The sequence below is a fragment of the Anaeromyxobacter dehalogenans 2CP-C genome (assembly GCF_000013385.1).
Taxonomy (GTDB): Bacteria; Myxococcota; Myxococcia; order Myxococcales; family Anaeromyxobacteraceae; genus Anaeromyxobacter; species Anaeromyxobacter dehalogenans_B.
In genome coordinates, this window is sequence record NC_007760.1 from 1008411 (window position 1) to 1026344 (window position 17934).

19 protein-coding genes are annotated in these 17934 nt (G+C 76.8%); 13 read left to right on the top strand and 6 right to left on the bottom strand.

Annotation, left to right across the window (positions count from 1 at the left end; all coding sequences use genetic code 11):
* Positions 1-14: 14 nt before the first annotated feature.
* Both ADEH_RS04445 and ADEH_RS04450 read right to left on the bottom strand, forming a co-directional pair.
* Positions 15-1487: a potassium/proton antiporter gene (locus tag ADEH_RS04445; RefSeq protein WP_011419928.1), complete on the bottom strand. Its 1473-nt coding sequence runs from the start codon at positions 1485-1487 to the stop codon at positions 15-17.
* A 71-nt stretch (positions 1488-1558) separates the two neighbouring features.
* Positions 1559-2599: a radical SAM protein gene (locus ADEH_RS04450; RefSeq protein ID WP_232287427.1), complete on the bottom strand. Its 1041-nt coding sequence runs from the start codon at positions 2597-2599 to the stop codon at positions 1559-1561.
* Positions 2600-2630: 31 nt separating this feature from the next.
* On the opposite strand from ADEH_RS04450, the gene ADEH_RS04455 reads away from it, so the two are divergent.
* Both ADEH_RS04455 and ADEH_RS04460 read left to right on the top strand, forming a co-directional pair.
* Complete coding sequence (locus tag ADEH_RS04455) at positions 2631-3296, top strand: helix-turn-helix domain-containing protein (RefSeq protein WP_232287428.1); 666 nt, start codon at positions 2631-2633, stop codon at positions 3294-3296.
* Between the two features lie 147 nt (positions 3297-3443).
* Complete coding sequence (locus ADEH_RS04460) at positions 3444-4823, top strand: response regulator (protein WP_041453317.1); 1380 nt, start codon at positions 3444-3446, stop codon at positions 4821-4823.
* Positions 4824-4835: 12 nt separating this feature from the next.
* Here the strand turns inward: ADEH_RS04460 and ADEH_RS04465 are convergent, their stop codons facing one another.
* Positions 4836-5042, bottom strand: a complete 207-nt coding sequence (locus ADEH_RS04465) for a hypothetical protein (protein ID WP_041453318.1) — start codon at positions 5040-5042, stop codon at positions 4836-4838.
* A 222-nt stretch (positions 5043-5264) separates the two neighbouring features.
* Between ADEH_RS04465 and ADEH_RS04470 the strand changes: the two genes are divergently transcribed.
* Genes ADEH_RS04470 through ADEH_RS04485 form a run of 4 tightly spaced genes read left to right on the top strand, consistent with a single transcriptional unit; the run spans position 5265 to position 8860 of the window.
* A complete protein-coding gene (locus ADEH_RS04470; protein WP_011419932.1) occupies positions 5265-6446 on the top strand; it encodes a CgeB family protein in 1182 nt (393 codons plus the stop codon).
* Positions 6443-7213: a sugar phosphate nucleotidyltransferase gene (locus ADEH_RS04475; protein WP_011419933.1), complete on the top strand. Its 771-nt coding sequence runs from the start codon at positions 6443-6445 to the stop codon at positions 7211-7213. The genes ADEH_RS04470 and ADEH_RS04475 overlap by 4 nt, the downstream gene beginning before the upstream one ends.
* Positions 7214-7217: 4 nt before the next feature.
* Positions 7218-7979, top strand: coding sequence for a TIGR04290 family methyltransferase (locus ADEH_RS04480; protein ID WP_011419934.1), 762 nt, complete (start codon positions 7218-7220; stop codon positions 7977-7979).
* Positions 7980-7990: 11 nt separating this feature from the next.
* Positions 7991-8860, top strand: coding sequence for a beta-xylosidase (locus tag ADEH_RS04485; RefSeq protein ID WP_041453814.1), 870 nt, complete (start codon positions 7991-7993; stop codon positions 8858-8860).
* On the opposite strand, the gene ADEH_RS04490 is transcribed toward ADEH_RS04485, so the two are convergent.
* The gene (locus ADEH_RS04490) at positions 8851-9570 is read right to left on the bottom strand and encodes a hypothetical protein (RefSeq protein ID WP_011419936.1); all 720 of its coding nucleotides are present in this window, start codon (positions 9568-9570) and stop codon (positions 8851-8853) included. The genes ADEH_RS04485 and ADEH_RS04490 overlap by 10 nt on opposite strands.
* Positions 9571-9770: 200 nt before the next feature.
* On the opposite strand from ADEH_RS04490, the gene ADEH_RS04495 reads away from it, so the two are divergent.
* The 4 genes from ADEH_RS04495 (at position 9771) to ADEH_RS04510 (ending at position 12589) form a co-directional block, all read left to right on the top strand.
* The gene (locus ADEH_RS04495) at positions 9771-10283 is read left to right on the top strand and encodes an OmpA family protein (protein ID WP_011419937.1); all 513 of its coding nucleotides are present in this window, start codon (positions 9771-9773) and stop codon (positions 10281-10283) included.
* An 87-nt stretch (positions 10284-10370) separates the two neighbouring features.
* On the top strand, positions 10371-10793 hold the full coding sequence (locus ADEH_RS04500; RefSeq protein ID WP_011419938.1) for an NfeD family protein: 423 nt from the start codon (positions 10371-10373) through the stop codon (positions 10791-10793).
* Positions 10794-10821: 28 nt separating this feature from the next.
* The gene (locus tag ADEH_RS04505; protein WP_011419939.1) at positions 10822-11832 is read left to right on the top strand and encodes an SPFH domain-containing protein; all 1011 of its coding nucleotides are present in this window, start codon (positions 10822-10824) and stop codon (positions 11830-11832) included.
* A gap of 100 nt (positions 11833-11932) precedes the next feature.
* A complete protein-coding gene (locus tag ADEH_RS04510) occupies positions 11933-12589 on the top strand; it encodes a DUF4142 domain-containing protein (protein WP_011419940.1) in 657 nt (218 codons plus the stop codon).
* Here ADEH_RS04510 and ADEH_RS04515 read toward each other — a convergent pair.
* The gene (locus tag ADEH_RS04515; RefSeq protein ID WP_041453319.1) at positions 12586-13410 is read right to left on the bottom strand and encodes a MerR family transcriptional regulator; all 825 of its coding nucleotides are present in this window, start codon (positions 13408-13410) and stop codon (positions 12586-12588) included. The genes ADEH_RS04510 and ADEH_RS04515 overlap by 4 nt on opposite strands.
* 79 nt (positions 13411-13489) lie before the next feature.
* Here ADEH_RS04515 and ADEH_RS04520 point away from each other — a divergent pair, with 79 nt between their 5' ends.
* Together ADEH_RS04520 and ADEH_RS04525 are read left to right on the top strand one after the other, a co-directional pair.
* Positions 13490-15700 carry a DNA polymerase ligase N-terminal domain-containing protein gene (locus ADEH_RS04520; RefSeq protein ID WP_081436897.1) on the top strand — a complete coding sequence of 737 codons (2211 nt, stop codon included), beginning with the start codon at positions 13490-13492 and terminating at the stop codon, positions 15698-15700.
* Positions 15701-15914: 214 nt separating this feature from the next.
* On the top strand, positions 15915-16253 hold the full coding sequence (locus tag ADEH_RS04525; RefSeq protein ID WP_011419943.1) for a hypothetical protein: 339 nt from the start codon (positions 15915-15917) through the stop codon (positions 16251-16253).
* A gap of 4 nt (positions 16254-16257) precedes the next feature.
* Here the strand turns inward: ADEH_RS04525 and ADEH_RS04530 are convergent, their stop codons facing one another.
* Positions 16258-16527, bottom strand: a complete 270-nt coding sequence (locus ADEH_RS04530; RefSeq protein ID WP_011419944.1) for a hypothetical protein — start codon at positions 16525-16527, stop codon at positions 16258-16260.
* 63 nt (positions 16528-16590) lie between these two features.
* Here ADEH_RS04530 and ADEH_RS04535 point away from each other — a divergent pair, with 63 nt between their 5' ends.
* On the top strand, positions 16591-17886 hold the full coding sequence (locus ADEH_RS04535; protein WP_011419945.1) for a mechanosensitive ion channel family protein: 1296 nt from the start codon (positions 16591-16593) through the stop codon (positions 17884-17886).
* Positions 17887-17934: the final 48 nt, after the last annotated feature.

Consider the following 17934-nt stretch of genomic DNA (forward strand, 5'->3'; position numbering starts at 1 on the left):
CGGCGCGGCCCGGCTCAGCCCTCCTCCTCGCGGCCGAACAGGAGCTGCACGAACGGCTTCTCGTCCGGCGGGGCGAACACGTAGACGTGGTCGCCGGGCTGGAGCACGGTCCGCCCGCGCGCCGCCACCAGCTCGCGGCCGCGGACCACCAGCATCACGGTCGAGCCCTCCGGGAACGGCAGCTCCGAGATGCGGGAGCCGGCGACGGCGCTCGCCGGCTCGACGTAGTACGAGGCGACCTCGCCGCCGAGCTGCTGGGTGGACACGATCTCCAGCACGGCGCGCGGCGGGGGCGGTCCCGCGGTCTCCAGGCCGAGCTTCCGCGCGAGCCAGGCGATGGTCGAGCCCTGCACCACCGTGCTCACCACCACCACGAAGAAGACCAGGTCGAAGACGTGCTCGGCGAACGGGAGCCCGGCCAGCACCGGCGTGGTGGCGAGCATGATGGGCACCGCGCCGCGCAGGCCGACCCAGGAGATGAAGATCACCTCCCGCGCCGGCATCCGGAACGGCAACAGCATGAGCCCCACCACCAGCGGCCGCGCCACGAACGCGAGGAGCAGGCCGATGGCGAGCCCGGGGCCGGCGACCGCCGCCACGCGCGACGGGAACACCAGCAGCCCGAGGAGCAGGAACATCGCCACCTGGCTGAACCAGGCCATGGCGTCGTGCACGCGGCGCAGGCCGGGCAGGTACGGGAGCTGGCCGGCGCCGAGCGTGATGCCCGCCGCGTAGACCGCCACGAAGCCGCTGCCCCACAGCAGCGTGGGCGCGCCGAAGGCGAACAGCGCGATCGACAGCGTCAGGACCGGGTAGAGCCCGCTCGCGGCGAGGTGGGCGCGGCGCAGGAGCCAGCGCCCGCCCAGCCCGATGGCCACGCCGGCGGCGAGCCCGACCGCCAGCTGGACCGCGATGTCCAGCAGGATGGTCCAGCGCACCGGCTCGCCCGACGCGAGGACCTGCGTCACCGCGAGCGTGAGGATCACCGCCATCGGGTCGTTGCCGCCCGACTCGACCTCGAGCAGGTGCGCCACGCGCGGACGCACCCGCACCCCGGCGTTGCGCAGCGCCGAGAACACGGCCGCCGCGTCGGTGGAGGAGACGATGGCGCCGAGCAGCAGCGCCTCCGACCAGGGCAGGCCGAACGCGCGCGCGCCCAGGGCGGTGAGCGCGGCGGTGCCGGCCACCCCGGCGGTCGCGAGCAGCGCGGCGGGCGCGAGGATCTGGCGCAACCCGCGCACGTCGGTGCTGAGGCCGCCCTCGAACAGGATCAGCACCAGCGCCACCGTGCCCACCCGGAAGGTGAGGTGGTAGTCGGCGAAGGCGATCCCGCCGATGCCCTCCGAGCCGGCCAGGATGCCCACCGCCAGGAACAGCAGCGCGAACGGGACGCCCAGCCGCCCGGAGGTGCGGGAGGAGAGCACGCTCAGCCCGAGCAGGAGCGCGGTGGCGGTGAGCGCGATGGCGGTGGGGAGCGGCTCGGTCACCCGCCGACCTTAACCGAGGCGGCGCCGCCGTGGGGACGCGCGTGCACGCCCCGGACGCGGTCGCCCGGCGCTCAGGCGCCGCCGGGGCGCCGGAACGCGCACCCATCGCACACGGGGTGAACGGGGTGACCCCCCGGTCCGGGCGCGACGAACGCCTGGAACGCCGGCGCCGCCCACAGCGCTCCGAGCGGCGCCTCGGCCACCGACCCGAAGTCGCCCAGCTCGCCGGCGGCGGCGGCGGGGTGCGGGCACGGCGCCAGCCGGCCGTCGGGGTGGATCCAGGCCTCCCGCCCCGCGAACGGGCACGGGCCGCGCGGCGCCGGGGCGGCGGGATCCGGCGCCAGCTCCACCGCGTGCTCGAGCGCCGGGGCGCGCCCGTGGATCGAGAGCGCCTCCGCGGCCGCCTCGCGCACCGCCCGCGCGGCGGCGTTCCAGCGGGCGATGGCCTCGGGGCTGCGGCGCAGCGACAGCGGCGCCAGGTCGGGGCTGCGCACCTGGAGCTGGTTCAGCTTCACGCGATCCACGCCGAGCCGCGCGGCGAGCCGCACGATGCCGGGCAGCTCCGCCACGTTGTCCTCGCGCGCGGTCACCTGGAACGAGACGCTGCAGCGTGCGCCGCCGCGGGCCGCGTGCCGGTCGCGCGCGGCCACCAGGGCCCGGACCCCTTCGACCGCGGCCTCGAGGTCGAGGCCCGGCATCACCGCCGCGGCGGTCGCGGCGGTGGCGCCGTTCCAGGAGACCTTGACGTCGCGGCAGGCCGGCACGAGGACCTCCGCCCAGCCGGCGGCGCCGCGGCCGGGGAAGGTGCCGTTGGTGGTGACGTTGCCCCGGATGCCGAGCGCCGCCGCGCGCGCGAGCAGGTCCGGGAGCGCCGGCCAGAGCAGCGGCTCCCCCATGGTGGAGGGGATGAGCTCGCGCAGCGGGCTGCCGCGCCGCTCCTCCAGGACGCCGAGCGCGAGCGCCGGCGCCATGCGCCGCGGCGGCGTGCGCGGTTCCCCGCGCGCCCTGGCCGCGCCGCACGGGCACATGGCGCACGCGAGGTTGCAGTCGTCCGGGTCGGTGACGAGGGTGAGCCGCCACGGGCCGGCGGCGCTGGCGGAGCGCGTTGACAACGCCTCCGTTGTAACGGAAAACCATCGGTTCATGAAGACCGCCCGCGACACGCAGAAGCGCTCCCGCCGTCCGGCCGCGGCGCCGGCCGACGCCCGCTCCGCCCCCGAGCCGGGCGAGGTGGCGCCCGCCGGCAAGGACCTCACGCCGGTCGTCGGGACGAACCTCCGCCGGCTGCGCACCCAGCGCGACCTGTCGCTCGAGAAGCTCTCGAAGCTCTCCGGGGTGTCGCGCGCCATGCTCGGCCAGATCGAGCTCGGCCAGAGCGCGCCGACCATCAACGTGCTCTGGAAGATCTCGTCGGCGCTGGGCGTGCCGTTCTCGGCGCTCATCACCGCCCGCAGCTCGGGCGGCCTGCACGTGCTCCGGGCCGAGCACGCCAAGGTGCTGAGCAGCCACGACGGCTCCTACTCGTCGCGGGCGCTGTTCCCGTTCGACGAGCCGCGCCGCGTCGAGTTCTACGAGCTGCGCATGGCGCCGGGCAGCGTGGAGCGCGCCGACGCGCACAACCCCGGGACCATCGAGAACCTGGTGGTCGCCGCGGGCGCGGTGGAGATCGAGGTCCCCGGCCGCAAGGAGCAGCTCGGGCCCGGGGACGCGATCGTGTTCCAGGCCGACGCGCCGCACGTGTACCGCAGCCGGGCCGACGTCGAGACCGTCATGTACCTCGTCATGACCTACGCCGACACGGTGGGCTGAGCGGTTCTCGCAGGGTGAACCCTCCCGCGCGCGCCTCCCCCGCCGGCACGACGGGGCGTCGAGGGACGCGGCGTCGTGGGACGTCGCCGGCGCCCGCGGCCGCCTAGAATCCGCCTCGACCCGCCCTGCGGGTCGGGGGGAGGGGGCGTGGTACCGCGCATCGGCGAGCTGCTGATCCGGCGCGGCGTGGCGACCGCCGCACAGGTGGACGCCGCGCTGCACGACCGGCGCGACCGGCCGCTGCCGCTCGCGTCGAGGCTGCTGGAGTCCGGCGTGGACGAGGGCGCGCTGGCGGCCGCGCTCGCGGAGCGCCTCGGCATCCCCGGGGTGGACCTGTCGCGCACCACCGTGGACCTCGACGCGCTCGAGGCGGTGCCGCGGTCGGTGGCCGAGCAGGACCTCATCCTGCCGCTCTCGCTCGAGGGCGGCCGCATCCACCTCGCCATGGCGCGCCCGCTCGACGACCGCGTCGTCGCCGAGCTGCGGTTCGTGACCGGGCGGGAGGTCTCGGTGTACGCGGCGGTCCGCTCGGCGCTCGACCGCGCCATCGAGGGCGCGTACGAGGCGCGCGCGCGCGGCGAGCGGTCCTGGCGTGGCGCCAACGCCGGCCCGCTGCCGGAGCTGGGGGCGGCGTTCCCGGCGGGCGGGCCGGCCGACGAGCCGCTGGACCTGGTGGAGGTGCTCGACGCCGACCTCCTGCCGGACGAGCCGGACGCGGGCGTGCGGATCGAGGTGGGCGCGCCGGAGCCGTTGCCGGAGCGCGCCGGCGGCCGGCCCCTGGCGCTGGTGGTGGACGACGAGCCGGAGATCCGCCACCTCGTGCAGCGCACGCTCGAGGCGAAGGGCTGGGCGGTGGAGCTCGCCGCCGACGGCGAGGAGGCGCTGGCGAGGGCGGACGCCCTGCTCCCGGACGTCGTGCTCCTCGACGCGATGCTGCCGAAGCTGCACGGGTTCGAGGCGTGCCGGCGGCTCCGGTCGTCGCCGCGCACGCGCAACGTCCCGGTGGTGATGATGACCGCCATCTACCGCGGCTGGCGCTTCGCCGAGGACGCGCGCGAGAACTACGGCGCGGTGGACTACGTCGAGAAGCCGTTCCGGCTCGACGACCTGGCCCGGCGGGTGGCGGCCGCGCGCGAGGCGAGCGCGTCGCGGCCGCTCGCGCCCGCGCCCGCGGCCGACGCGCGCGTGGCCCGCGGGCGCGCGCTCCTCGAGGAGGGCCGCACCGCGGAGGCCGCCGCGCTCCTCGCGGACGCGGCCCGCGCCGATCCGCTCGGCGCCGAGGCGCACCTCCAGCTCGGCCGGGCGCTCGCGGCCACCGGCGACGCGTTCGGGGCGATGACCGCCCTCGAGCGCGCCGTCGAGCTGCGCCCGGCGAACCTGCCGGCGCTGCGCGCGCTGGCGCGCGTCTACGAGGAGAAGGGCTTCCGCCGGAACGCCGCCGGCACGCTGGAGCGCGCCGTCGCCGCGGCGCCGGAGGGCCCGGAGCGCGCCGCCCTCCGCGAGGACCTGCTGCGCCTGCTCGCCTGAGCGGCGGGCGGCTCAACCGCCGGCGCCTCCCGGCGTCTTCCAGCTCCGGATCAGGAACTCCTCGTCGAGCGGCGTCAGGTCGAAGCGCCGCGCCGCCTCGCCGATCGCGCCGGCGCGATCGAGCTTCGGCTCCTCGCGCGCGCGCTCGTCCAGCCAGCGCAGCGCCCGGCGCAGCGATTCACCCTCCGGCAGCAATCCCCCCGAGCCCTCGCGCGCCATGTTCGACCTCCGTCGGAGCCGCGCGGCCATCATGGCAGCGGCGCCCCGCCGCGGCGCGTGCCGGGCGGGGCTGCTGCGTCCTGCCGCGCCGGACCCGCCCGCGCGCACGAGCCGGCGCACGGGCGGCGGCGCGGCCGTGGGGCCGCTGGTGGGCGGTGTGGGTCCGCCCTAGCTTTCCGGCTGGGGGCCCGCAGCGCAGGGGCGGGGAGGGGGCTTCAGGGCGTGCGCTTCGTCGTCTTCGGGCTGACCGTCAGCTCCTCGTGGGGGAACGGGCACGCCACGCTGTGGCGCGGGCTGGCGGGGGCGCTCGCGCGCCAGGGGCACCGGCTCGACTTCTTCGAGCGCGACCAGCCCTGGTACGCCGCGCACCGCGATCTGCGGACGCTCCCGGCCGGAGACCTCGTGATCTACCGCGAGCTCTCCGAGGTGCGCGCGCGCGCGGACGAGGCGATCGCCTCCGCCGACGTCGCCATGGTCACCTCCTACTGCCCGGACGGCGTGGAGGCGGGCGACCGCGTGCTCTCCGCCCGCTCGGCGCTCCGCGTCTTCTACGACATGGACACCGGGGTCACCCTGGAGCGGGCGCGGCGCGGGCTGCCGGTCGAGTGGCTGGGTCCGCGCGGGCTTCGCCACCACGACCTGGTCCTCTCGTACACGGGCGGACGGGCGCTCGGCGCGCTGGCGGGGCTGCTCGGGGCCCGGCGAGTGGCGCCGCTCTACGGCTCGGTTGATCCCGAGGTCCACCGGCCGTCGCGCCCGGTGCGCCCGTTCCTGGGCGACCTCTCCTACCTGGGGACCTACGCGCCCTCGCGGCAGGCGGCGCTCGAGGCGCTGTTCCTCGGCCCGGCGGCGCGGCTCCCGGAGCGCACGTTCGTGCTCGCCGGCTCGATGTACGACGACCGCTTCCCCTGGCGCCCGAACGTCCGCTACGTGCGGCACCTCGAGCCCTCGCTCCACCCGGCGTTCTTCTGCTCGTCGCCGCTCACGCTCAGCGTCACCCGGGCCGAGATGGCCGCGCTCGGCCACTGCCCGTCGGGCCGGCTGTTCGAGGCGGCCGCCTGCGGCGTGCCGGTCCTGTCCGACTGGTTCGACGGCCTGGACGCGTTCTTCACGCCGGGCGAGGAGATCCTGGTGGCGCGCTCGACCCGCGAGGCGGTGGCCGCGGTGGAGCTGCCGCGCGAGCGGCTCGCCCGCCTGGGCGCGCGCGCCCGCGAGCGCGCCCTCGACGAGCACACCGCGGCCGCGCGCGCGCGGGAGCTGGTCCGCCTGTGCGAGGCGGCCCGCCGCAGCGAGCGGCCGGCGCCACCCCCGGCCGCGGCGGCGGAGCTGCGCGCCGGGCCGGAGGCCGCCACGCGCGCGGCCGCGGCGCCGCTCGACGCGGCGGCGGAGGGGCTGGCCGGATGACGTGGGGCATCGTGCCGGCGGCCGGCGTGGGGAGCCGGATCCAGCCGCTCGCGTTCTCGAAGGAGCTCCTGCCGGTGGGGAGCCGCATGGTGGACGGCAGCGAGCGGCCGCGCGCGGTGTCGGAGTACCTGGTCGAGCGGATGCTCCGCGGCGGCGCCGACCGGCTGTGCTTCGTCATCTCGCCCGGCAAGTCGGACATCGTCGAGTACTTCGGCGGCGCGGTCGGCGGCGCCCGGATCTGCTACGTGGTCCAGCCCAGGCCTGCCGGGCTGTGCGACGCGCTGTTCCGCGCGCTGCCGTTCGTGGGGCCGGCGGACGAGGTGCTGGTGGGGCTGCCCGACACGGTCTGGTTCCCCGCCGACGGCTACCGAGCGCTCCCGGGCGGCGGCCTCTCGTTCCTGTGCTTCCCGGTGGAGCGGCCGGAGCTGTTCGACGCGGTGGTCAGCGGGCCGGACGGCGTCGTGCGCGAGGTGCAGGTCAAGGCCGCGCGGCCGTCCACCGGCTGGGTGTGGGGCGGCTTCAAGCTGACCGGCGCGGTGCTCGCCGAGTTGCACGCGCTGTTCCTGGAGCGCGGCGAGGCCGACGCGTACGTCGGGACGCTGGTCAACGCCTGGCTGGAGCAGGGCGGCGCGGCGCGGGCGGTGCACGCGGGGCGCGCCTACGTGGACGTCGGGACGCTGGACGGATACCGGCAGGCGCTGCGGCTGCTCCGCGAGGGGCCGCAGCCCGAGCCAGGCGAGGCCGGCGAGGCGCCGGGGATGGGGTGAGCGGATGACGCGAGCGGAGATCGAGGCGCGCGTGCGCGCGCTCTCGCCGTGGTTCCACAACCTCGAGCTGAACGGCGTGCGCACCGCGCCGGACCACTTCCTCGGCGACTACCCGGGCCTGGTCTGGCGCGCGATCGCGCCGGCGCTCCCGCAGGACCTCTCGGGCAGGAGCGTGCTCGACGTGGGCTGCAACGCCGGCTTCTTCTCGCTCGAGATGAAGCGGCGCGGCGCCGACCGCGTGCTGGGGGTGGACTTCGACCCGCGCTACCTGGCCCAGGCGCGGCTCGCCGCCGAGATCTCCGGCCTGGACGTCGAGTTCCGGGAGCTGTCGGTCTACGACGTCGCGCGGCTCGGGGAGCGCTTCGACGTGGTGCTGTTCATGGGCGTGCTCTACCACCTGCGCCACCCGCTGCTCGCCCTCGACCTCCTGCGCGCGCACGCGGTCGGCGACCTGCTCGTGTTCCAGAGCATGCTGCGCGGCTCCAACGGGCGGTTCCCGGCGGAGCCGGACTATCCCTTCGAGGAGCGCGAGGTGTTCGACCACCCGGCCTGGCCCAAGCTGCACTTCGTCGAGCGGCGCTACGCGCACGACGAGACCAACTGGTGGATCCCGAACCGCGCCTGCGTCGAGGCGATGCTCCGCTCGGCCGGGTTCGCGCCGGCGCCCGTGCCGGGCACGGAGGTCTACCTGTGCCGGCCGGCCGAGCCGGATCCCTTCGGCGGCCCGGTGTACCCGGCGCCGCCGCGCGACGGAGGTGCGCCGTGATCGAGGCGGTGATGCTCTGGAACGAGCCGAACAACCTGTCGCACTGGGACTTCGGCGCCGATCCGGGCTGGGGCCGCTTCTCGCAGATGGTGCGCCTCGCCGGCGCGGCGGTGGGCGCGGAGCGGCCCGGCCTGACCCGCGTGCTGGGCGGCACCTCGCCCATCGACGCGGGGTTCCTGCGCCTGCTGGAGTCGCAGGGCGGGCTCGCCGAGGTGGACGCGGTCGCGATCCACGGCTTCCCGCTCGACTGGAACCACTGGCAGATCCAGGAGTGGCCGGCGCGGCTCGCCGAGATCACCTCGGCCATGCGGCTCCCGGTGTGGATCTCCGAGGTGGGCGTCTCGTCGTTCGGCGCGGAGGAGGTCCAGGAGTGGGGGCTCCGCCGCACCGCCGAGCTGCTGCTCGGCAAGGCCCCGCGCATCCACTGGTACAGCCTGTTCGACCTGCCGCGCGCGTGGCCCGCCACCACCCGCCACCGCGAGGCGGAGGGCTCGTCGTACTACCGGCACTTCTACATGGGGCTCATCCGCGAGGACGGCACGCCCAAGCCGGCGCTGGCGGCGTTCCCCGCGCTCGCGCCCGGCCTGGGCATCTGCCAGTGGTTCCACTTCGAGGACCCGCGGCTCGACGCGGGCGTGCGGTGGCTGAAGGACCTCGGCGTGCGCCACCTGCGCACCGGCCTCTCCTGGGCGGACAGCTTTCGGCCGGGCTGGGAGGCCTGGTTCGACCGGCAGATGCGCGCCCTGGAGCCGTTCGAGGTGACGGTCACGTTCTGCTTCACGCCCGAGCACCGCGGCCTGAAGCCGCACCACACCAGCCCGCCGCGCGAGCCGGAGGAGTACGCCGACTTCTGCGCGCGGATGGTCCGGCGCTACGCCTGACCGCGGCCGCGCGAGCGGCCCCGGCGCGAGCCCCCCGAGCGCGACCCGCCGCGCGAGCCCCCGCGGCCGCTGGCGCTGCGGCGGCCGCCCGAGCTGCCGCGCGAGGTGCCCCGGCCCTTGCCCGTGCGCGAGGTCCCGCCGCGGCGCGCGGTGCGGGCCGCCTCCGCGCGGGAGGCCTGGCGGCGCCCCTGCGTCTCGCCCGTGCGGCGCCCGCCCGTCCGGCCCCGCGCGGTGCCCCGCGCGCTGCCCGACCGCGCCGAGCCCGCGCGCGCCGTCTTGCGCGTGCGGCCGGCCCCGCCGCGCGCCGACCGCGCGCCGGCGCGTCCGGCCGACGTGCGGCTCCGCGCTCGCGCACCCGACCGCGCCCCGCCGCCGGCGCGGCTCGCCCGCCGCGAGGTCCGGCGCCCGCGCGCCCGCGCGTCGGCGGTCTCCCGGCCGATGAGCTTGTTGAAGTTCGAGCGCTGCCCGCCGGCGGTGGTCTCCTCGTACGTGAACGCGAGGTTCGCCTCGTCGAACTTCCGGAACCAGTCGTCCCAGGGGATCCGCTCCAGCTTGCCCTCGCCGCTGTAGCCCGGGAAGTCCACGCGGATGATGCCGGTCTCGTCTCCCCGCTCGGTGCCGATGACCGACGCCGGCCAGCCCCCGCGCTCCTCGACCCACCGGCGGATCGTGTCGTGATCCGTCGTCGTGCTCGAAACCCGTCGCGCCATGCGCCACCTCCGTGACGCGTACATCCTGCGCACGGCGCCTGGCCGGCGGGAGCCCGCCCGGCCTCCGCGCGCGGGCGCCGCCGCGCCGGCGCCGCCCGGGCGCAGAGGTGGGTCCGGGGCCCACCGCGACGCGCGCGACGGCGCTTGCGGCCGCCCCCGGCCGGCGTAGAAGATCCGCACCTCGCGCAAAGGAGATCGACATGACCCGCCTCGCCCTCGCCGCCGTGATCACCCTCGCCCTCGCCGCGCCGGCGGCCGCACAGGTGCCCTGGGACGCCGCCAAGAAGGCGGCGGGCCAGGCCACCGTCGGGAAGCTCGAGAAGGAGATCAACCGCCGCCTGCTGGAGGAGGGGCGCAAGAACCAGTGCTCGTTCAAGACCGACAACGACCAGCTCGAGCCCGGCTGCGACCAGAAGATGAAGCGGCTCTCGAACGCGCTGGTGGACGCGAAGAAGCGCCTCAACGGCGCCGGCGTGAAGAACTTCAAGTTCGTGGTGTCCGGCCACACCGACACGTCCGGCTCGGCCGCGCACAACCAGGAGCTGTCCGCCCGCCGCGCCGCGGTGATCGAGAAGGAGCTGGTGGCGCGCGGCATCCCGCAGGCCGAGATCGAGTCGGTGGGCATGGGCTCGAAGAAGCCGCTGGTGAAGCCCGACGACACGCCCGCGAAGAAGGCGAAGAACCGGCGGTACGAGCTGCAGGTGAGGCTGTAGCGCTCGCGAGCCGGAGGGCGATCCCGGCCCGCGCCGCCGCGCGCCGGCGGCCCGCCTCTGCTAGCATCCGGGCGGTCGGAGGGGCGCATGGACTGGTGGATGTGGGTGCTGGCCGGGATCGGCCTGCTGGTGGTGGAGCTGGTCACGCCGGGCGGCCTGTTCGCGCTGTTCTTCGGCGTGGGCGCGCTGGTGGTCGCGCCCGCCGCGGCGGCGGGCCTGGGGCGCGTCGGGCAGTGGCTGCTGTTCACCGCGGTGTCGCTGGTGCTCCTCGCGACCCTGCGCCGGCGGCTCCAGGATCGGCTGACGCGGCGCCCGGGCGCCCCGGTGGACTCGCTGGTCGGCGAGGAGGTCGTGCTGCTCGGCGACGTGCCCGCCGGCGGCGAGGGCGCCGCCGAGCTGCGCGGCGTGCCCTGGCGCGCGCGGGCGGTGGGCGGGGACACGCTGCGCGCCGGCCAGCGCTGCCGGGTGGAGCGGGTCGAGGGCGTGTTGCTGTGGGTCCGCGCCGCGTGACGGCGCGCACGAGGTCCGGGAGGACGGGATGGAACCGATGAGCGCCGGGCTGATGATCGCGATCGTGGTCGCGGCCTTCGCCGTGTTCGTGGTGGTGAAGACCGCGGTGGTGGTGCCGCAGCAGAACGCCTACGTGGTGGAGCGGCTGGGCCGGTTCCACAGCGTGCTCGACGCCGGCTTCCACGTGCTGCTGCCGTTCGCGGACGTGATCCGCTACCGGCACACGCTGAAGGAGCAGGCGGTGGACATCCCCGAGCAGATCTGCATCACCAAGGACAACGTGCAGGTGGCGGTGGACGGCATCCTGTACCTGAAGGTGCTCGACGCCCAGCGCGCGTCCTACGGCATCGCCGACTACTACTACGCCATCAGCCAGCTGGCGCAGACCGCGCTCCGCTCCGAGATCGGCAAGATCGACCTCGACCGGACGTTCGAGGAGCGCTCGCACATCAACGGCATGGTGGTGACCGAGCTGGACAAGGCCAGCGGGCCCTGGGGCGTGAAGGTGCTGCGGTACGAGATCAAGAACATCACCCCGCCGCAGGACGTGCTCGCCGCCATGGAGAAGCAGATGCGCGCCGAGCGGGAGAAGCGCGCGGTGGTGCTCGCCTCGGAGGGCGAGCGCGACGCCGCCATCAACACCGCCGAGGGCAAGAAGCAGCAGGTCATCAAGGAGTCCGAGGCCTCGCGCCAGCAGCAGATCAACGAGGCCGAGGGGCAGGCGCAGGCGATCCTCGCCATCGCGGAGGCCACCGCCGGGGGCCTGCGCAAGGTGGGCGACGCGATCAGCGCGCCGGGCGGCGTGGAGGCGGTCCAGCTCCGCGTGGCCGAGCAGTACGTGGAGCAGTTCGGCCACCTCGCCAAGGTGAACAACACGGTCATCCTGCCCGCCACGCTCTCCGACGTCGGCTCCATGATCGCCGCCGCCATGAACGTGCTGAAGACCGCGCGCGCCGAGGAGCCGGTGCGCAACGCGGCGGTCGCGCCGTCGCGCGCCGGGCCGGCCATGCCGCCGCGCCCCCCGCTGCCGCGACCCTGAGGCGCCGCCCGCCCCGCCGCCGGCGAGGTGGGCGGGCGCCGCGACGGAGCGTGCCGGGGCTCGCCGCCGTCTCCATCCTCTCGTGCGGGGAGGGACACGCATGACCGCACGAATCTCGAGGCTCGCGCTCGGCGCGGCGCTGGCGCTGGCCGGCGCCACCGCCGGCGCCCAGACACCGGGCGTTCCACGCCCGATCCCGCGGCAGCCGGCGACCACGCCGCCCGTCACGGCGGCGCCCGGGCAGCCGGCGGCGGGCCAGCCGGCGCTCACCGAGGACGCCCGCAACACGCTCGCCACGCTGCACCTGCGCAACGCGTTCGAGGTGGACGCCGGGCAGCTCGCGCAGCAGCAGGGCGCGTCGCAGCCGGTGAAGGACTTCGGCCGCACGCTCGAGCAGGACGCCCGCCGGGTGGACGGGGAGCTCGCGGCGCTGGTGCGCGAGCGCGGCCAGGACGTGACGACGCTGCCGCTCCCGGAGCACGAGCGCGCCGGGCACCAGCAGATGATGGACCGGCTGCGCGCCGCGCAGGGCGAGGCGTTCGACCGCGAGCTGGTCCGCGCCGCCATCGACGTCGAGCAGCGCTACGTCCAGGACCTGAAGACGATGCGCAACCGGACGCCGGGCCAGGACCCGCGCCTGAAGAAGTGGCTGGACGACACCGAGAACGTGGCCGAGGCGCACCTCGCGGCGGCGCGCGCGCTGAAGCGCAGCCAGGACGGGCAGCGCGCGGCGCGCCGTCCGCCGGGCTCGCGCTAGCCGGGGCGGAGGGCCGCGTCGAGGTGCCGGCGGGCATCCTCGGCGCGGCCCAGCCGTGTCAGGAGCCGGGCCGCGGCGCGGTGCGCCTCGGGGAGCGCCGGATCCGCCTCGAGGGCGCGGGCGCACGCGAGCAGGGCCTCGTCGAGCAGGCCCTGGGCCTCGAGCGCCGCGGAGAGCTCCACGCCCGCGGGCGCGCGCAGCGCCGGGTCCTCGAGCGCCCGGCGCAGGTGCAGCTCCGCCGCGCGCGCGTCGCCGTCGTCGCGCAGCAGCAGCCGCCCCAGGTGCAGGTGCGCGCCGGCGTGATCCGGCGCGACCCCGAGCGCCTGCCGGTAGGCGGTGCGCGCCTCGGCGGGCGCCACGTCGTGCAGGTCGCGGCCCCACTGGAACCAGGCCTCGGCGTCGAGCGGCCGGACCCCGCGGCCGCGGCGGGCCGCCGCGCGCACCAGCGGGGCCACGCGCCGCGCCAGGTCGCCGACCCCGAAGTCGAGCAGCACCTGGCCCGTCTCCGGGTGCCAGCGCGCGCCGCCGTCGCGCACCACCACGCGCCCGCCCTCGGCGGCGACGTGGACCGACGCGAGCGAGCGGCCCTCGGGGAGCTGCGCCGCGAGCCGCCGCAGCGCGCGCCGCACCCGGGCCGGCCGCAGCCGCGCCTGCACCAGCCCGGCGGCCGCGCGCAGCAGCACGAGGTCCTGGAACGAGAAGCGCAGCTCGTTGCGCGGGCCGCGCCGCGCCGCCACGAAGCCGGCCCGCGCGAAGCGCCGGACCTCCGCCGGTGGGAGGCCGAGCATGCGGGCGACCTCGCGGGTGCGGTAACCCCACATACGTCCGCCGAGGTTCGCACGCGCCGGCGGATCTGGGAAGCGCGGGCCGCGGGGGCGGCCGAGGGCTAGATCACCTCCGGTGCCCGACCGGCTGGAGCGATACCGCGCCATGCGCGACCCGGGCCGGACCCCGGAGCCGTTCGGCGGCCGCGGGCCCGGCGACGGCGAGCCCGGCCCGGCGCGGGCGTTCGTGGTGCAGAAGCACGCGGCCCGGCGGCTCCACTGGGACTTCCGGCTGGAGCTGGGCGGCACGCTGCGGAGCTGGGCCGTGCCGAAGGGCCCGTCCGCGGATCCGTCCGACCGCCGCATGGCGATCGAGGTCGAGGACCACCCCGTCGAGTACGCCGACTTCGAGGGGATCATCCCGGCGGGAAACTACGGCGCCGGGGCCGTGATCGTGTGGGATCGCGGCGCGTGGTGGCCGGTGGGCGATCCCGAGGACGGGCTGGCCCGCGGCAAGCTGGTGTTCCGGCTGCGCGGCCACAAGCTGCACGGAGAGTGGACGCTGGTCCGGACCCGCGCCGCGGAGGGCGGGAAGCGCGAGTGGCTGCTGCTGAAGCACCGCGGCGACCCGTTCGCCGGGCCGGGGCGGCCGTTCCCGGAGGCGTCGGTGCTCTCCGGCCGAACGGTGGAGGAGCTCGCGGCCGGGACGAGCCGGGCCGAGGCGGCCGCGCGCGAGGCCGCGCGCCTCGGCGCGCCGGAGCGCCCGCTCCCGGCGCGAGGGGTGGCGCCCATGATGCCCGGCGCGCGGCGCCCGCCGTTCGACCGCGCGGGCTGGATCTTCGAGGTGGCGCAGGGAGGCCAGCGCGTGTCGGCGCGCCGCGAGGGCATGGGGGCGGTGCTGCGCACGCCGGGGGGCGAGGAGCTCGCCGCGCGCTTCCCCGAGGTGGCGCTCGCCGTGGCGCTCCTGCCGGCGGATCCGGTGCTCGACGGGGAGCTGGTCGTGCTCGACGACGACGGACGCGCGTCGCCGGAGGCGCTGGAGGCGCGCGCCCGGGCCGCCACGGGCGCGGCCGCAGGCGCCGCGCTGGAGCGGCCGGCGACCCTGTTCGCGTTCGACCTGCTGGCGCTGGGCGGGCGCGACCTGCGCCGCCTGGCGCTCGCGGATCGCAAGCGGCTGCTCGCCGAGGTCGCGCCGGCGGTCGGGGCGGTGCGCTTCGCCGGCCACGTCGAGCGGGCGGGGCGCGCGCTCCACCGCGAGGCGGAGCGCCGGGGCCTCCCCGGCGTGCTCGCCCGCCGCGCCGCGGCGCCCTACCGGGCAGGCCGATCCGCCGACTGGGTCCTCGTGCCGGCCGCTGCAGGCCCTGCGCCGCGCCGCCCGCCGCCGGGCGTCCGGTCGAGGCCGCCGGCCGCGCCACGCTCCCGCGGGCCGGAACGCAGCGTGAACGTGACCCACCCGGAGAAGGTCTGCTTCCCGGAGGACGGGATCACCAGGGGCGATCTGCTCGCCTACCACCGGGCCATCGCGCCGTTCATGCTGCCGTTCCTGGCCGACCGTCCGCTGGTGCTCACCCGCTTCCCGGACGGCATCCACGGCCGGAGCTTCCTCCAGGAGGACGCGCCCGCGTGGCGGCCGTCCTGGCTGCGCGCGGTGCCGGTGCACGCGGAGGGCGGCCGCGCCGCCGAGCACCTCGTGGTGGACGACGCCGACGGCCTCGCCTGGCTGGTGAACCAGGGGGCGATCCCCTTCGACGTGCTGGCGGGCCGCGCGGGCGCGCTGGAGCGGCCGGACTGGTGCGTGGTGGAGCTCGACGCGGCCGGCGCGCCGTTCGCGCAGGTGGTGCGGGTGGCGCGCGCGCTCCACGCGCTCTGCGCCGCCGCCGGGCTGCCGAGCCACGCGAAGACCGCCGGGGAGCGGGGGCTCGACGTGCTCGTCCCGCTCGGCGGCCAGCTCACGCACGCGCAGGCGCGGACGCTGGCCGAGCTGCTGGCGCGGACGGTCGAGGCGGAGCTGCCCGGGCTCGCCACCACCGCCCGCACGGCCGCGGCGCGCGGCGGACGCGTGCACCTCGACTGCCTGCGGAACGGCCACGGCGCGGCCATCCCGGCGCCCTACACGGTCCTGCCGCGGCCGGGCGCGCCGGTGTCCACGCCGCTGCGCTGGAGCGAGGTGAACGCCCGCCTCGACCCGGCGCGGTTCACCGTCCGGACCGTTCCCGCGCGCGCGGCCCGGCTCGGCGCGGATCCGCTCCGGCCCGTCCTGACCGAGCGCCCCGACCTGCTGCGCGCGCTCGCGCGCCTGCGGGCGCGGCCGGGTGCGGCCGGCCGGCGCGCCGCTCGCCGGCCTTGACGCGCCGCACGCCTGCGGATGCGACGCGCCGCCGCGCGCGCCGCCTCCTGGCGCCCCGCGCGCATGTGGGGGCAGGTGGCCGAACCCCGCCGGGGGGCCGACTTTGCGGCAATGTGCCGTTCGAAGCGCAATCGCTCGCGCAATGAATGTCGAAGGGAGCGTGGACAATCAATGCGGATGGACTATGTTTCGTCCACACCCGAGGGAAACGCCCATGCCGAGACCCGCCCGCGAGACCTCCATCGACGCCATCATCCGAGAGACCGCCGACCGCGTGGTCGAGCGGATCTCCGCCGCCATCGCCCGCCAGGTCGGCGATCTCGTGCAGGACGGGATCCAGCGCGAGATGGCCGCGGGCCGCGCCGGGCGGCCCGTGCGCACCAGCCGGCGCCGCGTCGAGATCACCCGCTGGGTGGCCGACGCGCGCGCGCGCCGCGTGCCGAACTTCGTGATCGAGGCGACCGGCCTCGACACCAAGAAGAAGATCGTGGCCCGCTTCGGCGAGAACGCGGCGTTCGAGAAGGGCAAGCCGCTGCCGCGCGCCCGCGCCTGACGGCTCAGCGCCGGACCAGGCCCGCCACCAGCCCCGCCCGCTCCAGCGCCTCGACGCCGCGGTCGGCGTCGGGCGCGTCCAGCCAGAACCCGACCCCCCGGCGCCGCGCGCGGAACGCGCTCGGCGGCGCCAGGTCCTCGGTCTCGGCGCCGTACTCCAGCCCCGCGCCGTCCAGCGCCTGCTCCACCGCCTGCGCCTCCTCGAGCCGCGCCGCGAGGTAGACGCGCACGATCTCGGTGCCCTCCTCGAAAGCCTCCATCGGGATGCGTGCCATCCGGTTCCTCCGGCGCCAATGTAACCCGCCGCGCCGCCCGCGCCCGCGCTATCCTCCCCCGCCATGACGCGATCCTCCCTCGCCCTCGCAGGCGCCGCCCTCGCGCTGGCGCTCGCGGCCGCGCCCGCAGCCGCCCAGCCGGACGCGGCCGGGGCCCCGCCCGCCGCCGCGACGTCCCCCCGGGACGCGGCCGCCACCCCGGCGCGCGCGCCGCGCGTGGAGGTGCGGGTCGAGCCGCAGGGCGACGCGCGCCCGTTCTTCGAGGCGCACCTGCCGGCGCCGCTCCGGGAGCGCGGGCCGCGCGGCCTGCTGTGGTGGCAGTGGCTCGCGATGCCGGTGCTGGTCGTGCTCGCGATGGCGCTCGGGTCCGTGCTCGGCTGGGCCACGCGCCAGGTGCTCGGCCACCTCGCCGCGCGCACCCGCACGACCTGGGACGACCTGCTGCTCCAGCGCATCGCGAGCCCGCTCACCGCGCTGTGGGCGGTCGGCCTGGTCACCGCGATGCTCCCGTGGCTGGTCCTGCCCGACGGGGCCGCCACGGTGGTGCACCACCTGCTGCGCGCCGTCGCGTTCCTGGTGGTGTTCTGGGGCGCCTACCGCTCGGTGGGCGTCGCGTTCCAGGCCATGGCGCAGGCGCCGCGCACCGCCGCGAACCCGGGGCTGGCCGCGTTCCTCCCGGTCGGCCGCAAGATCTCGAAGGCGGCGGTGGTCGCCATCGGCCTCATCTCGGTGCTGAACGAGCTCGGGTTCCAGGTGGCGAGCCTCCTCGCCGGCCTCGGCATCGGCGGCATCGCGGTGGCGTTCGGCGCCCAGAAGACCGTCGAGAACCTGTTCGGCTCGGTGTCCATCGGCGTGGACCAGCCGTTCCGGCAGGGCGACTACGTGAACGTGGAGGGCGTCACCGGGACGGTGGAGTCGATCGGCATGCGCTCGACGCGCATCCGCACGCTGGACCGGACGCTCGTCACGATCCCGAACGGCAAGCTCTCCGAGATGCGCAGCGAGACGTTCGGCGCGCGCGATCGCATCCGCCTCTCGCTCAACCTGGGCCTGTCCTACGGGACCACGGCCGCGCAGATGCGCGAGGTGATCCGCCGGGTGGACGCGCTGCTGCGCGCGCACCCGAAGGTCCACCCGGAGGGCATCGGCGTGCGGTTCACGGCGCTGCTCGACTCGACGCTCAACGTCGAGGTGCTGGCCTGGTTCCGCACCACCGACTGGAACGAGTTCTGCGAGATCCGCACCGAGGTGCTGCTGCAGATCATGGAGGCGGTGGAGGGGGCCGGATCGTCGTTCGCGTTCCCGACCCGCACCGTCCAGCTCGTGTCGGAGGACGGCGCCGAACGGGCGCGCCGGTAGGAGCAGGGCGCAGGCGGGCCTCCCCGCAAAGACGAAGGGCCCGGCGTC